The sequence below is a fragment of the Aquitalea denitrificans genome (genome assembly GCF_009856625.1).
GTDB lineage: Bacteria > Pseudomonadota > Gammaproteobacteria > Burkholderiales > Chromobacteriaceae > Aquitalea > Aquitalea denitrificans.
The window spans coordinates 1,358,724-1,378,524 of record NZ_CP047241.1 but is presented as its reverse complement, the minus strand read 5'-3'; the positions used below and the strand labels follow the sequence as shown (position 1 = coordinate 1,378,524).

Genomic DNA, 19,801 nt, shown 5'->3' with positions numbered 1-19,801 from the left:
CTCGTTCAACCATGACGCTACCGCCATGCATACATTCTTCTGGCACGACTATGAAACCTTCGGCGCCGTGCCGCGCCAGGACCGCCCCTCGCAATTTGCCGGGGTACGTACCGATGCCGAGCTGAACGAAATCGGCGAACCCGTAATGCTGTACTGCCAGCCCGCGCCAGACTACCTGCCCGCGCCGGAAGCCTGCCTGCTCACCGGCATCACCCCGCAGCACTGCCTGCAACACGGGGTAGCCGAGCATGAGTTCGCCGCGGTGATCGAACGCGAACTGGCCGCCCCCGGCACCATCGGCGTGGGCTACAACACACTGCGCTTTGACGATGAAGTCAGCCGCTTTCTGTTCTGGCGCAACCTGATCGACCCCTATGCCCGCGAATGGCAGAACCAATGCGGCCGCTGGGACATTCTGGACCTGGTGCGCGCCACCTATGCGCTGCGTCCGGAAGGCATTGAATGGCCACAACACGAAGACGGCCGCCCCAGTTTCAAACTGGAACACCTGTCCGCCGCCAATGGCCTGCTGCACGAAGCCGCCCACGACGCGCTGTCCGATGTACGCGCCACCATTGCCCTGGCGCGGCTGATCAGGCAAAAGCAGCCCAAGCTGTTCGACTATTACCTCAGCCTGCGCAAGAAAGACGCGGTGAAGGCACAACTGAACCTGCACAAACCGCAGCCGCTGCTGCACATCTCCGGCATGTACGGTGCCGAGCGCGGCAATCTGGCGATTGTCTGGCCGCTGGCCCAGCACCCCACCAACAGCAATGAAGTGATTGTATGGGACCTGGCCTTCGACCCGGCCATGCTGCGCGGCCTGAGTGCCGACGACATCCGCCAGCGCATCTACACCCGCACCGAAGAGCTGCCGGAAGGCATGACGCGGCTGCCGCTCAAGACCATCCACATCAACAAATCGCCCTTTGTCGTGGCCAACCTCAAGGTACTGGGCGCAGACCGGGCAGCGCACTGGGGCGTGGACATGGTGCAGATACAACAGCATGCTGCCAGCGCCGCCGCCCTGCCCGACCTCACCCACACCTGGCGGCAGGTGTATCGCCGCGAAGCGGGCGAGCCGCGCGATGTGGACGAAAACCTGTACGGCGGCTTTGTCAGCAATAACGACCGCAAGGTGCTGAACAAGCTGCGACTGAAATCCGCCGCCCAACTGACGGGCGAGATGGCCTTTTTCGAAGACGCCCAACTGGGTGAATTGCTGTTCCGTTACCGCGCACGCAACTTCCCCACCAGCCTGTCAGATGAAGAAAGCCAGCGCTGGCGCGGCTGGTGCCAGCACAAGCTGCAGGATGGCGTGGGCGGGCGCAACCTGGCGCAGTTCCAGCAGGAAATGGCCGCCGTGCGCGAGCGCGAGCTGACACCGGCCCAGCAGGACATCCTGCAACAGCTGGACAGCTACGCCGCCGGCCTGCTGGCGCCACAGCCGTAAAAGCGGTTCCGGGGCGGATGCAGCTGTGCGACAATCCCGCCCCAGACCCTGCCAGTACAAAGACCACACCATGTCACTCACACCCGATGCCATTCTGTTGATGGGCCCCACCGCTTCCGGCAAGACCGGCCTCGCGCTGGCGCTGGCCCGCCATTTCCCGGTGGAAATCATCAGCGTGGATTCGGCCCTGGTGTATCGCGGCATGGATATCGGCAGCGCCAAACCCACACCAGACGAAATGGCTGTCTGTCCGCACCATCTGATTGACATCATCAGCCCGCTGGAGACCTATTCCGCTGCGCAGTTTCATGCCGATGCCAACCGGCTGATCGTCGAAATCCGTGCGCGCGGCAATATGCCGCTGCTGGTGGGCGGCACCATGCTGTACTACAAGGCGCTGCTGGAAGGCTTGTCCGACCTGCCGCAAGCCGACCCGGCCCTGCGCGCCGAACTGGATGCCGAAGCCGGCCGCATCGGCTGGCCCGCCATGCATGCCAGACTGGCCGTGCTGGACCCGGACACCGCCGCCCGCCTCAACCCCAATGACGCGCAGCGCATTCACCGTGCGCTGGAAATCTGCCTGCTCAGCGGCCAGACCATGTCCAGCCTGATTGCCCGCGGCAAGGAAGCCGCCGCCGACTTTAACTGTCTGCCGCTGGCACTGGTGCCGGAAGAGCGTAGCTGGCTGCACCAGCGTATTGCCCAGCGTTTCGAGCTGATGCTGCAGCAAGACTTTCTCTCTGAGGTTCGCCGCCTACGTCAGGACTACCCGACGCTCACGCCCGACCTGCCCTCCATGCGCTGCGTGGGTTATCGCCAGGCATGGGACTATCTGGACGGGCTATGTAGTGAGGCGGAATTCATCGAACGCGGCGTGGCCGCAACCCGCCAGTTGTGCAAGCGCCAGCTCACATGGATGCGCAGCCTGCCGGTGCTGCCGGTCAGCGCGCAGCGCGCCGACCTGACTGATAGCGTGCTGCAGGCCTGTAGCGATTTCATCACCGGCAAGCCGGTGGCGGATACATTGCGCTACACAGGCAGTTTCTGAGTACCAGACTCACACAAGAAAAAACCCGCCGTAGCGGGTTTTTTCTTGTTCAGCCGTAGTGTGCTCAGCTGGCAGCCACCAGCTTGATTTCCACTTTCCATGCCGGGTTGGCCAGTTTGGCTTCCACAGTGGCACGCGCCGGCACATTGCCAGCCGGCACCCAGGCGTCCCAGGCAGCATTCATGGCATCGTAGTCGGCCAGGCTGGCCAGGAAAATGGTGACATCCAGAATCTTGCTCTTGTCCGAGCCCAATTCGGCCAGCAGGGTGTCGATCTGGCCCAGCACATTGGCGGTTTGCGCCTGGGCATCGGCTTCGGTGTTTTCCGGCACCTGACCGGCCAGGAAAATCATGCCGTTGCATACGGCGGCTTCGGCCAGACGGGCGCCCTGCTTGTGACGATAGATGCTCATGCTGCTTCCTTTATTGCTAGGTGGGGAAGCGCCGATTCTACCGCTAAAGCGCGTATGGCACAGTGCTTATGCCTGGGTCGGACGCCCGGCGAAAAATGGCAGAACAGTCTGTTTCAGCAGGCTGGGGGAACTTTTTTGCTGCAATAGCAAAAAAGCCGGCGGGCATGATTGACACCGGTAAAGTCGGAGGACTAGAATCCGCGCATCTTTTTAATTCAGGTCTACTGCCTTGGACTGCCCCAGTCATCAACAAACTGTTTTGAGCTGATCCGGTAAGACCTGCGCCGTATTCCCCCGCCGCCGTCTTGTCAGATCAAGATGGTGCGCATCTGCTTCACCCCCTTTGTTTCACCCCTGTGCACCCCGCCCTACCAGTTGCCCATGCAGCATTGCGCTGTCGCCAAGTCATGGCTTGCTGCCTTGCTTGCGCTTGCAGCCTGATGCCGCATTGCCTTGCTGACTCGGCAGCCTCTGCGCCAGATCCGGCCACAGACGGAAAGGAGCCGCCATGCCATCAGACAATGATCGATGTCCTTGCTTGCCCATGAAATCTTTTTTCACGGGTACTGCCTGATTCGTCTGCAAGCGACATCATCAGGCAGCGTCCGGACCCGTTTCAGGAGCCTGATCATGCACTACGCAATGCTGCTGTCTACAGAACACAAACAAGCCCGGCAACTGCCGGACCACTTTACATTCGCCTGCCGCGATGAAAGCGTGTGGAGCTGGCTGTGCTGCCGACTGCGCATCGCCCTGCGTGGGCGCAAGCAGACATAAGCCTGGCCACAAGCAATCCAGACAACAGCGTTTTACCAGCAAACCCGCATTGCCACGGCAAGGAAAGGACAGACATGGACCCCTACCCCAGTAGCGCGGTCGCACAGAGCACCATGACGGCGAGCAGTACGATGAGGATGGCCTATCGGCATTGATATTCCCTCCCCACGCGCCATCCCTCTCTATGTGACCTCCCCGGCAACACCGGCCCTTGCGGCCTCAATTAAAAATTTTGTTGCACCGACCTCGCCACGACAAACCAGCAGGATGCCTGGATATCTCGCGTTTCATGCCCGCCATGAGAGCAGACATCCATACCCCCTGAAAGGCAGACCCGAGCCGTCGGACCGTGCAGCAAACCCTTTGCAGCAATAGTTTCAGGGAGCAACACATGTCCAAACAAGATAACCGTACCGCCGTACTGGATAGCGCCCACATCGGAGACATCCGCGGCGCACTGGGCACTATCCGTCACAACGACACCGATGCCCGCCATGGCTGGATGGCCAAATTCAAGACCCTGCTGGCCATTCTCGGCCCCGGCCTCATCGTGATGGTGGGCGACAACGACGCCGGTGCCTTCAGCACCTATGCCCAGGCCGGACAAAACTACGGCACTTCGCTGCTATGGACGCTGGCGCTGCTGATTCCGGTACTGTACGTGAACCAGGAAATGGTGCTGCGCCTGGGTGCCGTCACCGGCGTGGGCCATGCCCGGTTGATCCTCGAACGCTTTGGCAAGTTCTGGGGAGCATTCAGCGCCATCGACCTGTTCCTGCTCAATGCGCTAACCATCGTCACCGAATTCATCGGCATCAGCTTGGGGATGGACTTTCTGGGCGTGCCCAAAATCATCGGCGTGGGCCTGGCAGCCGTGTTCATCATGTTGTCGGCCAGCACCGGTGACTTCCGCCGCTTCGAGCGCTTTTCGCTGATTCTGGTGGCCGGCAGCCTGTTGCTGGTTCCCATTCTGGTGATGGTGCACCCGCCGATGACCCAGGTGGCGCATGATTTCGTGCTGCCGCAAATGCCGGCAGGCGGCAAACTGGCCGACGTGATGCTGCTGATCATCGGCATTGTCGGCACCACCGTGGCACCGTGGCAGCTGTTCTTCCAGCAAAGCTACCTGATCGACAAACGCATCACTCCGCGCTTCATCTCCTACGAGCGCGCCGATTTGTGGCTGGGCATTGCGCTGGTAGTGATTGGTGCGGTGGCGATGATTGCCTTCACCGCCAAGGTGTTCATGGGCCATCCGGAGTTCGGCCACTTCCAGGACGCCGGTGCAGTAGCCAACGGCCTGGCCAAATACTATGGCCGCCTGCCCGGCACGCTGTTCGCCATCGCCCTGATTGACGCCAGCATCATCGGCGCCATGGCGGTATCACTGTCCACCGCCTACGCACTGGGCGATGTGCTGAGCCTCAAGCATTCGCTGCACCGCAAGCCGGGCGACGCCAAGGGTTTCTATGCCATGTACTGCGGCCTGATCGTGCTGGCGGCGGCGCTGGTGCTGATTCCGGGCGTGCCGCTGGGCCTGCTGACCAATGCCGTGCAGACCCTGGCCGGCGTATTGCTGCCCAGCGCCACCGTCTTTCTGCTATTGCTGTGCAATGACAAGGATGTACTGGGTCCGTGGGTGAATAGCCGCTTCTTCAATCTGCTGTCGGCCATCATCGTGGCGGTGCTGGTGCTGCTGTCCATCATCCTGACTGCCGCCGTGGTGTTCCCCAACATGTCTGGCGAAGTCATCAGTGACATCCTGATTGGCGGCAGTGTGGTCGGACTGGTCATTGCCATTGCGGTGAATGTGCTGCATGCACGTGAAGAAATGGAAGCGGGTGGACACGCGCATCACAAGGCGCACAAGCTGGACCGTAAGCAGCGCTACGAATGGCGCATGCCGGCACTGGAACAACTACCGCCCTTGCAGCTGTCACAGCGCAACAAGCTGTGGATGGCGGTGATGCGGGGTTATCTGCTTATCGCCATGGGCATGGTGATTTATAAAGTCATTGTCTCCATCCTGTGATGGATAAGCGCTTCGATAAGAGCAGTACTGCCCGCTAAAAAAAAATCCCGCCAGCCCGGCGGGATTTTTTTTGCAGCCAAACCAGCCCCATCAGGCCATGGCTGTCATGCGCAGGTTCAGGGCAAAACGCTCCAGCGCAGCAATACCGGATTGCTCGGCACGAACACACCAGTCCTGCAATTCGTGCAGCAGTTGCTCCCGTGTAAGCGAGGAGCGCTCCCACAGCCGGCATAGTTCCTGTCGCATGGTATAGACGGTGGTCAGCGTGGGGCTGTGCTGCAACAACAGCGCCAACTGCTGCTTGTCGCACTCCGGCGTATCCTTGGCGTCTTGCTTCAACCAGATCTTCATCTTGCGCACCAGATCATCCATTTCCGGCAGACTGACCTGTTCCAGCTCCTTGCGATACACCTCTTTGAGTTCGCGCGCATAACGGGCGGCAATGGCATAGCGATTGGAAATGATGGCCTGCAGGTGTTCCAGATCCAGCTGTGCACGACTGGCATCCTGCACCAGACGCGGTGCCACCCGGCGCACCTTGGCCAGATGGCAGATTTCCAGCATGCGGATGTACATCCAGCCGATATCGAACTCGTACCACTTGTAGGACAACTTGGCCGAAGTGCCAAAAGTATGGTGATTGTTATGCAGCTCTTCACCGCCAACAATAATGCCCCAGGGAAAGATATTGGTGGAAGCGTCTTCGTTTTCGAAATTGCGATAACCCCACCAGTGGCCCAGGCCGTTGATGACACCAGCGGCCCAGAACGGAATCCATATCATCTGCACCGCCCAGATCGACAGCCCGGCCGGGCCAAACAGCAACAAATCAATAGCCAGCATCAGGAAAATACCCTTGCCGTAATGCGGGGTGTACAGCGTGTGTTCGATCCAGTCATCCGGTGTGCCATGGCCAAACTTGTCCATGATGGACTGGTCCTTGCAGGCCGCGCGGTACAGCTCCACACCTTCCCACAACACTTTCTTGATACCCAGTATCTGCGGGCTGTGCGGGTCATCCGGGGTTTCGCACTTGGCGTGGTGCTTGCGGTGGATGGCCGCCCACTGCTTGGTTACCATGCCGGTGGTCAGCCACAACCAGAAGCGGAAGAAATGGCTGGCGGCCGGGTGCAGGTCCAGCGCACGGTGCGCCTGATGACGATGCAGAAAAATGGTGACCGACGCAATGGTGACATGCGTCAGAATCAGTGCCGCGACGATGTATCCCCACCACGGGAGATCCAGCAAACCGTTAAGCCAATAATGCATGTGTACGGACAACCTTGAGCGAAATTTTGGGCAATCCTCCATTTTAACCAATTGATCCGGCAGTGTCAGACTGTTTTCTACGGTTCGACTTGTGGCGCGCATGGTGTACCATAGGGCCTCAATCCACACACCCTTCAGAAAAACGCTTGTGTTGCCAAAACGACGTCTGATTATTGCGGGAGCCACTCTGGGTGGCCTGTTGGTGTTCAACGGTGCGGCGGCCTTCTGGGCCGGCATGAAAGCCGAGGACACGCTGGAAGAACAGCACAAGATGCTGGCCAGCCTGCCGCTGTTCAAGGTGAAGTCCCACAGCTACGACCGCGGCTGGTTCTCCTCCACCGAGACCACCGAACTGGAGTTCAACCGCCGCCTGTCCGGGCCGTATGAAAACATGCTGCCGGACAACTTCAAGCCGCTGCTGAACTCCACCATCAAGTTCACCCACCACATCAAGCATGGCCCCTTCCCCGGCCTGTCCAGCCTGGACTTCCGTCCTGCGCGCGCGCTGGTCACCACGGAATTTGCCATGAGTGATGCCACCCGCAAGACGCTCAAGACCTTCTTTGGCGACAAGGACCCGATCACCGTCACCAACCGCTTGGGCTTTGGCGGCGGTGGCGAGCTGAATGTCAACGTGCCCTCCTTCGACTACGAAGAAGCACTGTCCGGCGTGAAGATGAAATGGAAAGGCTTCGACCTGAAGCTGGACTACGCCTCCGGCTACAAGGAATACAAGACCGAGGCCAACTCGCCCGGCTTCCTGCTGGAAGCCTCCAGCAAGGGCAGCCTGGCCTTTGACGGCGTGCGCTATGTGTCCGACATCCGCCCCGGCGTCACCGGCATCAAGCTGGGCACCAGCGAGCTGACCGTGGGCAATGTGCAGCTCAACTGGAAGGATAGCGTTCCTTACAGCATCAAGCTGAACGAACTGGTTTACCTGATGACGCGCATGCGCGTGGGTGAGTTCATCAACCCGTCTGGTGAATTCAAGCCGTCGGCGGTGTCGCTGAAGAACTTCCGCTACCAGATTGTCAGCAGCGAACAGGATGAATTCATCAATACCCGCGGCAAGCTGGATTTTGCCGAATTCAACTACAACGATCAGCACTATGGCCCGATGCGGCTGGATGTGTCGGCCAATCACCTGCACGGCCCCACCTTGCTGAAGCTGGATCAGGCCATCAGCCAGATTCCGTTCGAAGGCGTGGATCCGGCAGTATTGCGCAAGCAGTACATCGACACCATCAAGCACACCGGCATTCCGCTGCTGACCAACAATCCCAAGCTGGTGATCAACGACTTCTACCTGAAGATGCCCAGTGGCGAAACCACGCTGCAAGGCAGCCTGGGGCTCAATGGCCTGCAGGAAGCCGACTTGAACAACTCCACCGCCTTCCTCAAGCGCTTTGAAGTGGAAGCCAAGCTGAGCTTGCCGCGCAAGACCCTGGAAAACCTGGTGGTGGCACAGGCACGCACCCTGTTCATGGTGGACCAGAGCGCAGAAGTGCAGCCCAATATGGGTGAAGTGGAAGACCTGGCGCGCAATCTGCTGGACAGCCAACTGACGCAGTGGAAAGACGAGAAATACATCAACGAGGACAAGGGGCAGATTTCCACCCAGCTCAATTACAAGAACGGCAACCTGGCCATCAACAGCAAGAAGGTTGGCCTGCCGTGGGAAGAGCAGGAAGACCCGGCACCCGATGCCTCGGCCCCCGCCGCCAAGGTGCAGGCCAGTGCCGGCAAGTAGGCCGTTGGCAGATACGACAAAGGGGGCCTTGGCCCCCTTTTTTCTTGCCGGTGCACTCCCCCGGCCATCATGATATTGCTGTCTGACAACTCAGGCGGCGGCACGCCCCGGATGACACGCTTCCATCTGCTGCAGCGTTTCCTTGCGCAGCTGGTTGGCACAGCAGGCGCATTTGCCGCATTCGGCAGCCACACCCAGTTCCGCCCGCAGGTCACACATGCGCGTGGCACCGTCTTCCACCGCCTGACGGATCTGGCTGTCGGTTACCGCATTGCACAAGCAGACATACATGGCCAAAACCTTGAATGAGAATAATTCTCTATATAGTATTTTCAAATAATAACGATTGTCAATTAGATTAAGGACAGGCAGATGCAATGGAAGCCAAATACCACAGTAGCCACCATCGTAGAGTGTGATGGCCGCTACCTGATGGTGGAAGAAGAAACCGAGCAGGGCCTGCGTTTCAATCAACCAGCCGGTCATCTGGAACACGGTGAAACCCTGTTTGCCGCCGCCCTGCGCGAGACGCGCGAGGAAACCGGCTGGGAGGTGGAATTACAACACCTGGTGGGCATCTACATGGTGGACAAGCCGGATAGTGACATTACCTGGCTGCGTTTTGCCTTTGCCGCGCGTGCGGTGCAACATCACCCGACAGAAAAACTTGATGCAGGGATTGTCAGCGCGCACTGGCTTACTTACGATGAAATCGCCGCCCGCCTGTCGCAACACCGCAGCCCGGTTGTCATGCAATGCCTGGATGACTACCGGCTGGGACAACGTTTTGCCCTGGACCTGATTCACCATCAACCCTGAAGCTGGCGGCAAGGGAGGAAACCTTGCGTCACCTTCACCTGTTACTGCGCCGTTGCCTGTGGCTTGGCATGCTGCTTGCCACCGGGACGCTGCATGCGGACCCCTTGCAGCTCTGTTATGATTACGGCTGCGCCAAACAGCTGGAAGTGGAAGTTTCCGAGGAAGCCCGCGACTGGCTGGCCCGGCTGTTTGATCATGCGCCGGATGCCAGCAGCGAACGCGAGCAGATTCAACGCGCGGTACAGGCCCTGTACTGGCTGTCGGCACAAGACAGCCCACTGTGGCACGACAAGGGTGGCGACCGCTTCGACAACGATGCCGATGGCCGCATGGACTGCATCGATCACAGCCATAACGACTCAGCCTTCCTGCAGTTCCTGGCAACCCAGGGCTGGCTGCATTTTCACCGGGTCGACCCCATTGTGCGCCGCACCCGCTGGCTGGTAACCCAACACTTTGCCAGTCATATCACCGAGCAGGACACCGGCCAGGAATGGGTGGTGGACAGCTGGTTCAATTCATTCGGGGAACCACCCGTGGTGGTGCCCCTGGCTCTCTGGAAAGAAGGATTTTCCCCGTGACGGGTAAGAAACGTATTGTCGTCGGCATGTCCGGCGGTGTGGATTCGTCGGTAACCGCCTGGCTGCTCAAGCAACAGGGCCATGAAGTCATCGGCGTGTTCATGCAGAACTGGGAAGACGACAACGACGACGAATATTGCTCCATCAAGCAGGATGCACTGGATGCCATGAGCGTGGCCGACATCGTCGGCATCGACATGGAAATCGTCAATTTCGCCAAGGAATACAAGGACCGCGTGTTCTCGTACTTCCTCAAGGAATACTCGGCTGGCCGCACCCCCAATCCGGATGTGCTGTGCAATGCCGAAATCAAGTTCAAGGCCTTTCTGGACTACGCGCTGGAGCTGGGTGCCGACTGCATCGCCACCGGCCACTACGCGCGCAAGATGGAAAAGGACGGCCTGCACTACCTGATGAAGGCGGTGGACCACACCAAGGACCAAAGCTACTTCCTGTACCGCCTGCAGCAACACCAGCTGGCCAAGTCCATCTTCCCGCTGGGTGACATCCGCAAAACCGAAGTACGCAAGCTGGCTGAGGAAGCCGGCCTGCCGACTGCTGCCAAGAAGGACTCCACCGGCATCTGCTTTATCGGCGAGCGTCCGTTCCGTGAGTTCCTGCAACGTTATCTGCCCACCCAGCCGGGCCAGATGGTGACAGCTGAGGGCAAGGTGGTGGGCGAGCACATGGGCCTGATGTACTACACGCTGGGCCAGCGCAAGGGCCTGACCATTGGTGGCAGCAAGGATGGCAGTGGCGAGCCGTGGTTTGTTGCCGGCAAGGATATTCCGGGCAACAAACTGATCGTGGTGCAGGGGCATGATCACCCGCTGCTGCTCAAGCCCACGCTGGCGATGAGCGATTTGTCCTGGACGCTGAACGGCGCACCAGCAGCCGGCGAATACGCGGCCAAGAACCGCTATCGCATGGCCGATGCCGCCTGCTCGCTGTCGCCGGTAGTGGATGGCCAGGCCACCCTCACCTTCCGCGAAAAGCAGTGGGCGGTGACGCCGGGCCAGTCTGCCGTGCTGTACGACGGTGATATCTGTCTGGGTGGCGGCATCATCCAGTAAGCAAGCCCGTTGTCACACACAAAGCCTGCCACGCGCAGGCTTTTTCACGCCCGGCTGGCGCGTAGGAATACCGAAAACAGCTCGGATTGCGAATTGATGCCCAGCTTGCTGTACAGGTGTTTCTTGTGTACACGCACGGTTTCCACCGATATCTGCAGACGCTGGGCAATCGCCTTGCTGGAATGACCGCCCAGCATCAACTGCGCCACCTCGTTCTCGCGCAGGGTGAGGCCCTGCCCCTCCAGCCCGACCGGGGCTGCCTGCGGGGCGGCCACAGTAGGCTTGCTGGCCGCCAGTTGCTCGAAATGCAGGCGCTGGCGCATCAGGGCCAGTACCCAGGGCTGCAACAGGCTGAGCGTGGCCATCTGCTCCGGGCTGAAACGCTGCCCCGCCCCCAGCGACAGGCACAAGGTACTGCCATCCTCACCGGGCAGATTGAACTGCACCTCGTCCTCGACAATATTCAGGCGGAAGTAGCGCTGGTAGTAATCGGTAAACGGAAAACGGTCCGGTGCCACCTCGTCCAGCCGCAGCAGCCCGGCATGGCGGTACTCCAGGCTGGCGACATAAAACGGGTCCAGCCGGTACAGGCCTTGCAGGTAGTCCTGAAACAGCGTATCCACCCCGCCATCGGCCATGGCCTGCTCGGCCAGCACCGTGGGCGGGCGATCCGGGTAAAACAGCAGCACCACCCAGCTGTCAAAGGCCACATAATCGGCCAGCACCCCCAGCAGGGACGGCCAGAACACCGGTTTGTCCAGCTGATCAATCAAACGCCCCACCGTGCGATGCCAGGCGATATCCTGTATTTCCAAGGCCACGACTACCCCAATCTGGTTACCCACTTGATGTAATTTTCATACGCCTGACAGCAGCCGATACTGAGCCCTGCGCTGACAGCTTCTCACGCTAGCACGCTTCCAGACTCTCCAACAGCCTCCCTGCTGACAACGGGGCAGAGCCAGCGATGTAGTCTGACAACATTCAACCAAGGAGACAGCATGATTGTAGAACTGGCCCAACTGCCTGGCGTGGATGGCGACATCCCGGCCAACACCGCCAGCGCCCTGCAGGCCATCGCCCGTTGCGGGCCGGATACCCGCCTGCTGGTATTCCCGGAAACCTATCTCAGCGGTTTTCCCACTGCAGACAATATCGCCGCCCTGGCCCAGCCCATTGACGGCCCGGCCATCAGCACCATCCAGCAGGCGGCGCGCGACAAAAACATCAGTGTGGCCATCGGCTTTGCCGAGGCACATGAGGGCCGCTTTTACAATACCACCGCCCTGCTCACCCCACACGGCGTGGCCATGGCTTACCGCAAAACGCATCTGTGGGCATCCGACCACGGCATCTTCACCCCCGGTGATGCACTGCTGAGCTGCGAGTGGGAAGGCCTGCGCGTGGGCATCCTCATCTGTTACGACATCGAGTTTCCGGAAACCGCCCGCGCCCTGGCGCAGCAAGAGGTGGACCTGCTGATTGTCACCAACGGCAATATGGACCCGTACGGCCCGGTACATCGCACCGCAATCACCGCGCGCGCCATGGAAAACCAGCTGTTTGCCGTGATGACCAACCGCTGCGGCAGTGGTGATGGCCTGCAATTTGCCGGTGAAAGCGCGGTGATCAACCCCTTTGGCCAAGTGGTGGCCAGCTGCGGACGCGACCCGCAGCAGCTACGTGTGGCGCTGGATTTGAACCAGTTGGCCGCCAGCCGTCGCGATTACCGCTATCTGCACGACCGGCGCATTGCCCTAGTCGGGGAGGTGAGCAACGGCGAAAACGGCCAGCGCAGCTTCCGCATCCGGCACTAGCCACGCCGTAGCAATCACTGGCAGTCAAAACAAAAGAGACAGGCTCATGACAACAAACACAAACATGAGCAACAAAGGAGAAACAATGGAAACGAAACAACTGGAGCGCTCGCTGACGCTGGGCTCCGTGGTGCTGTTTGGCCTGGCCTACATGACGCCCATCATCGTGCTGGGTACCTTCGGCATCCTGGCGCAAATGACCGATGGCATGGTCCCCGCCTCATATCTGGTGGCGCTGGTGGCCATGCTGTTTACCGCCTACAGCTATGGCCGCATGGCGGCAGCCTTTCCGGTGGCCGGTTCAGCCTACACCTACACCCGCAAATCCATCCACGCCAAGCTTGGCTTTCTGGTGGGCTGGGCGGTGTTGCTGGACTATCTGTTCCTGCCAATGGCCATCTGGCTGATCGGCGCGGCCTATCTGGCTTCGGCTTTCCCAGGCATTCCGATGGCGGTGTGGGTGATTGCCTTCATCGTGTTCACCACATTGATCAACATCGTCGGGCTGAAGATGGCCAATACCGTCAATTACCTGATGATGCTGCTGCAGTTTCTGGTGCTGCTGGCCTTCGTGGCCCTGTGCATCCACTATGTGGCCGGCGATGCCAGCAAACCCTTGTGGAATCTGGCGCCCTTCTTCCGTGGCGACATGAAGCTGCCAATGATCATGGCTGGCGCCGCCGTGGCCTGTTATTCCTTTCTGGGTTTTGATGCGGTCAGCACGCTTACCGAGGAAACCCGCGATGCACGCCACACCATTCCGCGCGCCATCATGTGGATTACCATCATCGGCGGGCTGATTTTCGTGGTGGCATCCTACTTCGTGCAGCTGGCCCACCCGTCCAGCCAGTTCAAGAGCGTGGATGATGCGGCGTTCGAGATTGCCAAGAATATCGGCGGCGATCTGTTTGCCAGCATTTTCCTGATCGGCCTGATCATCGGCCAGTTTGCCTCCGGCCTGTCGGCACAAGCCAGCGCCTCGCGCCTGCTGTACGCCATGGGCCGCGACGCGGTGCTGCCGCAGTCCGTGTTCGGCAAGCTGCATGCGCGCTTTCGCACTCCGGTGAACAATCTGGTGATCTGCGGCGTAGTGGCCCTGCTGGCGCTGAAGCTGGATGTGACCACCTCCACGTCCTTCATCAACTTTGGTGCTTTCCTGGCGTTCAGCTTCGTCAATCTGTCGGTGATTGCGCACTACTACGTGCGTCAGCGCCGCCGCGCACCGCGTGACTTCTTCCTGTTCCTGCTGTTTCCGCTGATTGGCATGCTGGCCGACCTGTGGCTGCTGATCAGCCTGGATAGCCGCGCCATCATGCTGGGACTGATCTGGCTGGCAGTGGGGATTGCCTATCTGGCCAAGCTCACCGGCTTCTTCCGCCGTGAGCCGCCGGAACTGGACTTTGTCGAAGCAGAAGGCTGATTTTCTGAGCAACACACGCAAAAAAGCCCTGATGTCTCAGGGCTTTTTCTTTGGCATCAGACCTGCGCGGCTTAAACCGACAGATAGGACGACTGCTTCAGACCACGGCAGAACTCGGCAAAGAACACATTGCGCTCGTCGCTGGACAGGTCGGCCGCACGGGCTTTTTCTTCGTAGCGGTTGAGGATTTCCTCCGGCGACAGGTGCACATAGCGCAGCATGTCTTCGATGGTGTCATGCTCCTCGACACCGGCAAATTCCAGCTGGCCGTTGTCGCGCACATAAACGTTGACCGAGTCGGTATCGCCGAACAGATTGTGCATGTCACCCAGGATTTCCTGGTAGGCACCCACCATGAACACGGCAATCAGGTATTCCTTGCCGGGTTCGACATCATGGACCGACATGCTCGATTCAATGCTTTGCTGGTCGACATATTGCTTCACCTTGCCGTCCGAATCGCAGGTCAAATCCTGCAGCACGGCGCGACGGGTGGGCTGCTCGTCCAGCCGGTGTACCGGCATGATGGGCAGGATCTGGTCGATGGCCCAGGTATCCGGCAGGCTCTGGAACACCGAGAAGTTGCAGAAATACTTGTCCGCCAGCTTGTCGGTCAGCTCGTCATACACCTGGCGCTGCGAACGCTGGCTGGCTTGCAACTGGCGGTGCAGGCGACGACACAGGGTGGCGTGCACGTCCTCGGCCATGGCCTTTTCCTTCAGCGAAATGCGGCCGGCGGAGTAGAGGTCGGACACATCGGACGCATAGTGGCTGGCACGGTAATAGATTTCCGTCACCATTTCTTCGTCGGTCAGCTCCATCAGCTCGAACAGCTTGCGCACCGGCTTGGCCAGTACCGACAGGTCTTCCACTTCCGGCACGCTTTCCGGCAGGCGTTCGACATCGGTCACATTCATGATCAGCACCGCGTGGTGCGCAGTCATGGCACGGCCGGATTCGGACAGGATACGCGGATGCGGAATGCCGTTTTCGTCGCAGAACTCGGCCAGCATCGACACGATGACCTGGGCGTATTCGTCCATGTCGTAGTTGATGGAGCTGGCATTGCGCGAGTGGGTGCCGTCGTAATCCACGCCCAAGCCACCGCCCACATCGACGTGGTCAATCGGCAGGCCCAGCGCACGCAGTTCGGCAAAGTAACGCACGGCTTCGCGGAAGCCGGCACGGTAGTCGCCGATATTGGCAATCTGCGAACCCATGTGGAAGTGCATCAAGCGCACGCAGTCGGACATGCCGGCAGCGGCCAGCTTGTCGGTAGCGGAAATCAGCTGGGCCGCGGACAGGCCGAACTTACCCTTGTCGCCACCGGTATCCGCCCACTTGCTGCTGGCCAGCGAGGACAGGCGCACGCGCATGCCCAGCATCGGGCGCACGCCCAGCTTCTGGCTTTCTTCAATGGCCAGGTCAACTTCGGATTCTTTTTCGATGACGATGAACACCTGATGGCCCAGCTTCTGGCCGATCAGCGCCAGGCGCACGAATTCGCGGTCCTTGTAGCCATTGCAGATGATGGTGCCGCCCTTGGGCGCCAGCGCCAGCACGGCCATCAGTTCCGGCTTGGAGCCGGCTTCCAGGCCAATGGACACGTCGCGGGTGGCGATGATGCTTTTCACCACCGCTTCTTGCTGGTTCACCTTGATCGGGTAAATGGCGGTATAGCGATTGCCGTAGTTTTGCGTGGCAATGGCATTGTCAAACGCGCGGCACAGGCGCGTCACGCGGTCTTGCAGGATGTCCGGAAAGCGCACCAAGAGCGGCAGATCCAGCCCCTTGGCCCCCAGTTGTCGGCTCAATTCCAGCAGATCGATGCGTGTAGCCTGACGTACATTGGGCTGCACCTGGATGCATCCGTTGTCGCCCACGTCGAAATAGCCCGCCCCCCAATGCCGGATGCCATACAGGCTCCGGCTATCAGCCACAGTCCAAGCCATGAGATTTTCCCTCAATGATTCGATGGATAACCCCGCTCCTTAGTGCGCGGCTTTCGGGCTACAAAGCTTTTATGTGGGCCTGGGATGTCGGAGCGAAACAATTGATTGTCGGTGTTTTGCATTACAAAACGAGCGCGGATTTTAACAACATCACGCAGCTTGACAAGTAAAAATTTGATGACGTGGCTACCAGAGCGCTTTTCGGAACCATCCCTCCTACCCGGATGTCCTGCTCCATGAAAAAAAAACGGCAAATATGCTGTCTGATCATGATTTTGACGGCATATCTTCCACTGCCCAACCGCAATGAAAAAAATCAGCCGGCAGCCGGTTTTCTTTGCGCTAGCTGCGGCCAGGCAGCGTGTTACAGGGCATCCATCATTCGATAATAGGCCATGCCCAGCACCAGCGCGGGCGTGCGCAGCAATTTTCCTCCCGGAAAATCGCGATGCTGCAGACGACCAAACAGGTCCAGCCGCCCGGCCGTTCCGGCAATGGCCTCGGCCACCACCTTGCCGGCAATGCCGGTGATGTTGACACCATGTCCGGAGAAACCCTGCATGTAATACACATTGCTTTGCAGCCGCCCCAGGTCAGGGGCACGGTTGACGGTAATGTCGCAAAAACCACCCCAGGCATAGTCCACATTCACATCCGCCAGCTGCGGAAACACCCGCAGCATATCGCTGCGCATTGACCCGGCCAGATCGTGCGGCTCGCGCCCGGAGTAACTGACCTTGCCACCAAACAGCAGGCGGTGGTCAGCCGACAGCCGGTAATAATCCAGCACGAAATTGGTGTCGCACACCGCCATATTGTTGGCAATCAGACTGGCGGCGCGCTCTGCACCCAGCGGTTCGGTGGCAATCACATAGGTACCGGCCGGCATGATCTTGCGCTCCAGCTGCGGCACCAGTTGGCCGATATAGGCATTGCAGGCCAGCACTGCATACTGGCAGCGCACCAGCCCCTGCTCGGCATGCACCACAGGCTGCGCCCCCTGCTCCAGCCGCAATACCGGCGTCTGTTCATAAATCCTCACCCCGGCGGCCAATGCCGCACGCGCCAGGCCCAGCGTGTAATTGAGTGGATGCAAATGGCCGGAGCGCGGATCGAACAAGCCACCCAGATAGCGTGTGCTGCCCAGTTGCTGGCGCAAGCTTGCGCCATCCCACAGCTCCATGCCCGCATAGCCGTACACCAGCTCGGCCTCCTGCTGCCAGACTTCCAGCTCCTGCATGTGGCGCGGCTTGACCGCAGCGTTGCAGAAGCCGCGCGTCCAGTCGCAATCAATACCATGGCGGCGCACCCGCTCATCGATGATGTCCACCGCCTCCACCGACATGTCCCACATCACCCGCGACAGTTCGCTGCCAAGTTGCGTGCGCATGGTGTCGATACCGCAGGCATAGCCGGCTATCACCTGACCACCGTTACGGCCAGAGGCACCAAAACCGACACTCGTTCCCTCAAGCAGAACAACCGAAAAGCCACGCTCGGCCAGATTCAGCGCAGCAGACAAACCGGCCAGGCCACCACCTACCACGCAGACATCGGCCGATTGCGCCCCTTGCAGGGGAGGACAATGCGCCCAGCGACTGGCCGTTGCCTGGTAGTAGGATGAGACAGCAGGCTGATGGGCGAAGCGCAGCATGAGAACCTCGTTTTCAAGGACATGAAACAACAGGAAGTCTGGCCAGCCGGTCACATTCCGCAGCAAACAGTCCGGGACGGGCGCAAAAAAAGCGGACACTCTGACGACGTATCCGCTTTTACCAACCGGGAAGCCCTTACTGGGTCAACACCACCGGAGCATCCGAACGCCAGCTCATGAATACCGGATCACCCCAGGTGGGCGCGGTTTCATCTGCGTCGTACCAACGTGAGGACGGCACCACCGACTTGACGATCTTGCCGCTGGCCAGCTTGACGTGAAAGATGGAATAGCTGCCCATGTAGGCAATGTTTTCCACCACACCGGAGGTCATGTTGGGGCCGGCAGCCACGGTCTTGCGATCCAGACGCACATCTTCCGGACGGACACTGGCCCAGACATGCATACCCTTGGGACCGGTAATGCCGTGGTCGATACGGACCACACCACCCAACTCCTGCGAGGTGATTTCCACCCGGTCGGATTCATCCACCGTCACGGCACCCTCAAACATATTGGTTTCACCGATGAATTCGGCGGTGAAACGACAGTTGGGGTAGTCGTAGATCTCGGTCGGGGTGCCAACTTGCAGCAGCTTGCCTTCGGACATGATGCCGATGCGATCGGCCATGGTCATGGCTTCTTCCTGGTCATGGGTCACCATGATGCAGGTTACACCAACCTTTTCGATGGTATTCACCAGTTCCAGCTGGGTTTGCTGACGCAGCTTTTTGTCCAGTGCACCCAGCGGTTCGTCCAGCAGCAGCAGCTTCGGGCGCTTGGCCAGGCTACGCGCCAGGGCCACACGTTGCTGCTGACCACCGGAAAGCTGGTGCGGCTTGCGGTTGGCGTATTTGCGCATCTGCACCAGGTCCAGCATCTCGTCAACGCGGGCGCTGATTTCAGCCTTGGGCAGCTTGTCCTGCTTCAGGCCAAAGGCAACGTTCTCGGCCACGGTCATGTGGGGGAACAGTGCATAGCTCTGGAACATCATGTTGACCGGGCGCTCGTAAGGCTCCAGGCCGATGACATCCTCGCCATCCAGAATGATTTTGCCCGAAGTCGGGGAATCCATGCCTGCCAGCATGCGCAGCAAAGTGGATTTGCCGCAGCCGGAACTACCCAGCAAGGCAAAGATTTCGTGCTGTCTAATGTCCAGATCAACATGATCAACGGCAACGTTGTCACCAAATTTCTTTACTACCCCACTGATTCTCAGATAGGGCTTGTCATTGGCTTGCACGCTCTGAACCTGCTTGGCAGCCTGTGCACCAGCAACTGATTGAACCGGCTTATTGGCCGCTACAGCATCCGTCATGATTTTGCTCCCTCCTACTATTCCAGCCTTGGCGGCTGATTTCGCGTGTCTGCGACCTGATTATCGGGTCAGCTTCCAGGATGGGCAGACTGGCTGCCCCTTCCACTCGCACCTGATCCGCTTTCAAAACAATACCAGTCCCTACCGCGAATGGGCAGTGTCCGGCATAGAAAAAAGCGGGAAAAAAACGATCAAACCGGAAACGATAACACTGCGAGGAGGCTTGCTGAAACAGGTGTAGCCTGTCTTGCCGTCGTGGATGGCAATGTGTGCTGCGGTGTATTTCATGCTGGCTCCTCCCCTACTCTCCCAAACTACGTTCAGTCCCGGGGCCAGATCACAGACGGATGATTTCATGTCGGCGATCTAACTTCCCATTGCTGCCCAGAGCAGTCTTTACTGCTGCTCTTTTCTGGAGTGAAGCCT

Annotated in this window: 18 protein-coding genes; 10 read left to right on the top strand and 8 right to left on the bottom strand. The window is 59.5% G+C overall.

All coding sequences use genetic code 11. The features are described from left to right. Window positions 1-25 precede the first annotated feature (25 nt). Entirely contained in the window at window positions 26-1,453 is a 1,428-nt protein-coding gene (sbcB, locus tag GSR16_RS06330) for an exodeoxyribonuclease I (protein ID WP_159875672.1), read from the top strand. Between the two features lie 70 nt (window positions 1,454-1,523). Continuing rightward, window positions 1,524-2,501, top strand: coding sequence for a tRNA (adenosine(37)-N6)-dimethylallyltransferase MiaA (gene miaA, locus GSR16_RS06325; protein ID WP_131359304.1), 978 nt, complete (start codon window positions 1,524-1,526; stop codon window positions 2,499-2,501). A gap of 64 nt (window positions 2,502-2,565) precedes the next feature. Here miaA and GSR16_RS06320 read toward each other — a convergent pair whose 3' ends face one another. Beyond that, complete coding sequence (locus GSR16_RS06320) at window positions 2,566-2,913, bottom strand: RidA family protein (protein WP_159875671.1); 348 nt, start codon at window positions 2,911-2,913, stop codon at window positions 2,566-2,568. A gap of 630 nt (window positions 2,914-3,543) precedes the next feature. Here GSR16_RS06320 and GSR16_RS06315 point away from each other — a divergent pair. Next, on the top strand, window positions 3,544-3,690 hold the full coding sequence (locus GSR16_RS06315) for a hypothetical protein (RefSeq protein WP_159875670.1): 147 nt from the start codon (window positions 3,544-3,546) through the stop codon (window positions 3,688-3,690). Window positions 3,691-4,081: 391 nt separating this feature from the next. Then, window positions 4,082-5,722, top strand: coding sequence for an NRAMP family divalent metal transporter (locus tag GSR16_RS06310; RefSeq protein ID WP_159875669.1), 1,641 nt, complete (start codon window positions 4,082-4,084; stop codon window positions 5,720-5,722). A 90-nt stretch (window positions 5,723-5,812) separates the two neighbouring features. Here GSR16_RS06310 and GSR16_RS06305 read toward each other — a convergent pair whose 3' ends face one another. After that, window positions 5,813-6,991: a DesA family fatty acid desaturase gene (locus tag GSR16_RS06305; RefSeq protein ID WP_159875668.1), complete on the bottom strand. Its 1,179-nt coding sequence runs from the start codon at window positions 6,989-6,991 to the stop codon at window positions 5,813-5,815. A gap of 148 nt (window positions 6,992-7,139) precedes the next feature. Here GSR16_RS06305 and GSR16_RS06300 point away from each other — a divergent pair, with 148 nt between their 5' ends. Continuing rightward, window positions 7,140-8,741: a YdgA family protein gene (locus tag GSR16_RS06300; RefSeq protein ID WP_240902615.1), complete on the top strand. Its 1,602-nt coding sequence runs from the start codon at window positions 7,140-7,142 to the stop codon at window positions 8,739-8,741. Between the two features lie 90 nt (window positions 8,742-8,831). Here the strand turns inward: GSR16_RS06300 and GSR16_RS06295 are convergent, their stop codons facing one another. Continuing rightward, window positions 8,832-9,032, bottom strand: a complete 201-nt coding sequence (locus tag GSR16_RS06295) for a (2Fe-2S)-binding protein (RefSeq protein WP_159875666.1) — start codon at window positions 9,030-9,032, stop codon at window positions 8,832-8,834. A gap of 81 nt (window positions 9,033-9,113) precedes the next feature. Between GSR16_RS06295 and GSR16_RS06290 the strand changes: the two genes are divergently transcribed. The 3 genes from GSR16_RS06290 to mnmA are packed head-to-tail and all read left to right on the top strand — an operon-like array spanning window position 9,114 to window position 11,214. Further along, window positions 9,114-9,560: an NUDIX hydrolase gene (locus tag GSR16_RS06290; RefSeq protein WP_159875665.1), complete on the top strand. Its 447-nt coding sequence runs from the start codon at window positions 9,114-9,116 to the stop codon at window positions 9,558-9,560. Window positions 9,561-9,583: 23 nt separating this feature from the next. Continuing rightward, window positions 9,584-10,141, top strand: coding sequence for a hypothetical protein (locus GSR16_RS06285; protein WP_159875664.1), 558 nt, complete (start codon window positions 9,584-9,586; stop codon window positions 10,139-10,141). A gap of 26 nt (window positions 10,142-10,167) precedes the next feature. Further along, the gene (gene mnmA, locus GSR16_RS06280; protein WP_240902656.1) at window positions 10,168-11,214 is read left to right on the top strand and encodes a tRNA 2-thiouridine(34) synthase MnmA; all 1,047 of its coding nucleotides are present in this window, start codon (window positions 10,168-10,170) and stop codon (window positions 11,212-11,214) included. Between the two features lie 44 nt (window positions 11,215-11,258). On the opposite strand, the gene GSR16_RS06275 is transcribed toward mnmA, so the two are convergent. After that, the gene (locus GSR16_RS06275) at window positions 11,259-12,035 is read right to left on the bottom strand and encodes a helix-turn-helix transcriptional regulator (protein WP_159875662.1); all 777 of its coding nucleotides are present in this window, start codon (window positions 12,033-12,035) and stop codon (window positions 11,259-11,261) included. Window positions 12,036-12,215: 180 nt separating this feature from the next. Here GSR16_RS06275 and GSR16_RS06270 point away from each other — a divergent pair, with 180 nt between their 5' ends. Both GSR16_RS06270 and GSR16_RS06265 read left to right on the top strand, forming a co-directional pair. After that, window positions 12,216-13,031, top strand: coding sequence for a carbon-nitrogen hydrolase family protein (locus tag GSR16_RS06270; RefSeq protein ID WP_159875661.1), 816 nt, complete (start codon window positions 12,216-12,218; stop codon window positions 13,029-13,031). An 85-nt stretch (window positions 13,032-13,116) separates the two neighbouring features. Beyond that, window positions 13,117-14,451: an APC family permease gene (locus GSR16_RS06265; protein ID WP_159875660.1), complete on the top strand. Its 1,335-nt coding sequence runs from the start codon at window positions 13,117-13,119 to the stop codon at window positions 14,449-14,451. 71 nt (window positions 14,452-14,522) lie between these two features. Here GSR16_RS06265 and speA read toward each other — a convergent pair whose 3' ends face one another. The 4 genes from speA to GSR16_RS06245 all read right to left on the bottom strand — a co-directional run bounded on the left by speA (window position 14,523) and on the right by GSR16_RS06245 (window position 19,663). Continuing rightward, the gene (gene speA, locus GSR16_RS06260) at window positions 14,523-16,403 is read right to left on the bottom strand and encodes an arginine decarboxylase (RefSeq protein WP_159875659.1); all 1,881 of its coding nucleotides are present in this window, start codon (window positions 16,401-16,403) and stop codon (window positions 14,523-14,525) included. Between the two features lie 364 nt (window positions 16,404-16,767). Further along, on the bottom strand, window positions 16,768-18,057 hold the full coding sequence (locus GSR16_RS06255; RefSeq protein WP_159875658.1) for an NAD(P)/FAD-dependent oxidoreductase: 1,290 nt from the start codon (window positions 18,055-18,057) through the stop codon (window positions 16,768-16,770). A 136-nt stretch (window positions 18,058-18,193) separates the two neighbouring features. After that, entirely contained in the window at window positions 18,194-19,375 is a 1,182-nt protein-coding gene (locus GSR16_RS06250) for an ABC transporter ATP-binding protein (RefSeq protein ID WP_159875657.1), read from the bottom strand. 141 nt (window positions 19,376-19,516) lie between these two features. After that, on the bottom strand, window positions 19,517-19,663 hold the full coding sequence (locus tag GSR16_RS06245) for a hypothetical protein (protein ID WP_159875656.1): 147 nt from the start codon (window positions 19,661-19,663) through the stop codon (window positions 19,517-19,519). Window positions 19,664-19,801 lie beyond the last annotated feature (138 nt).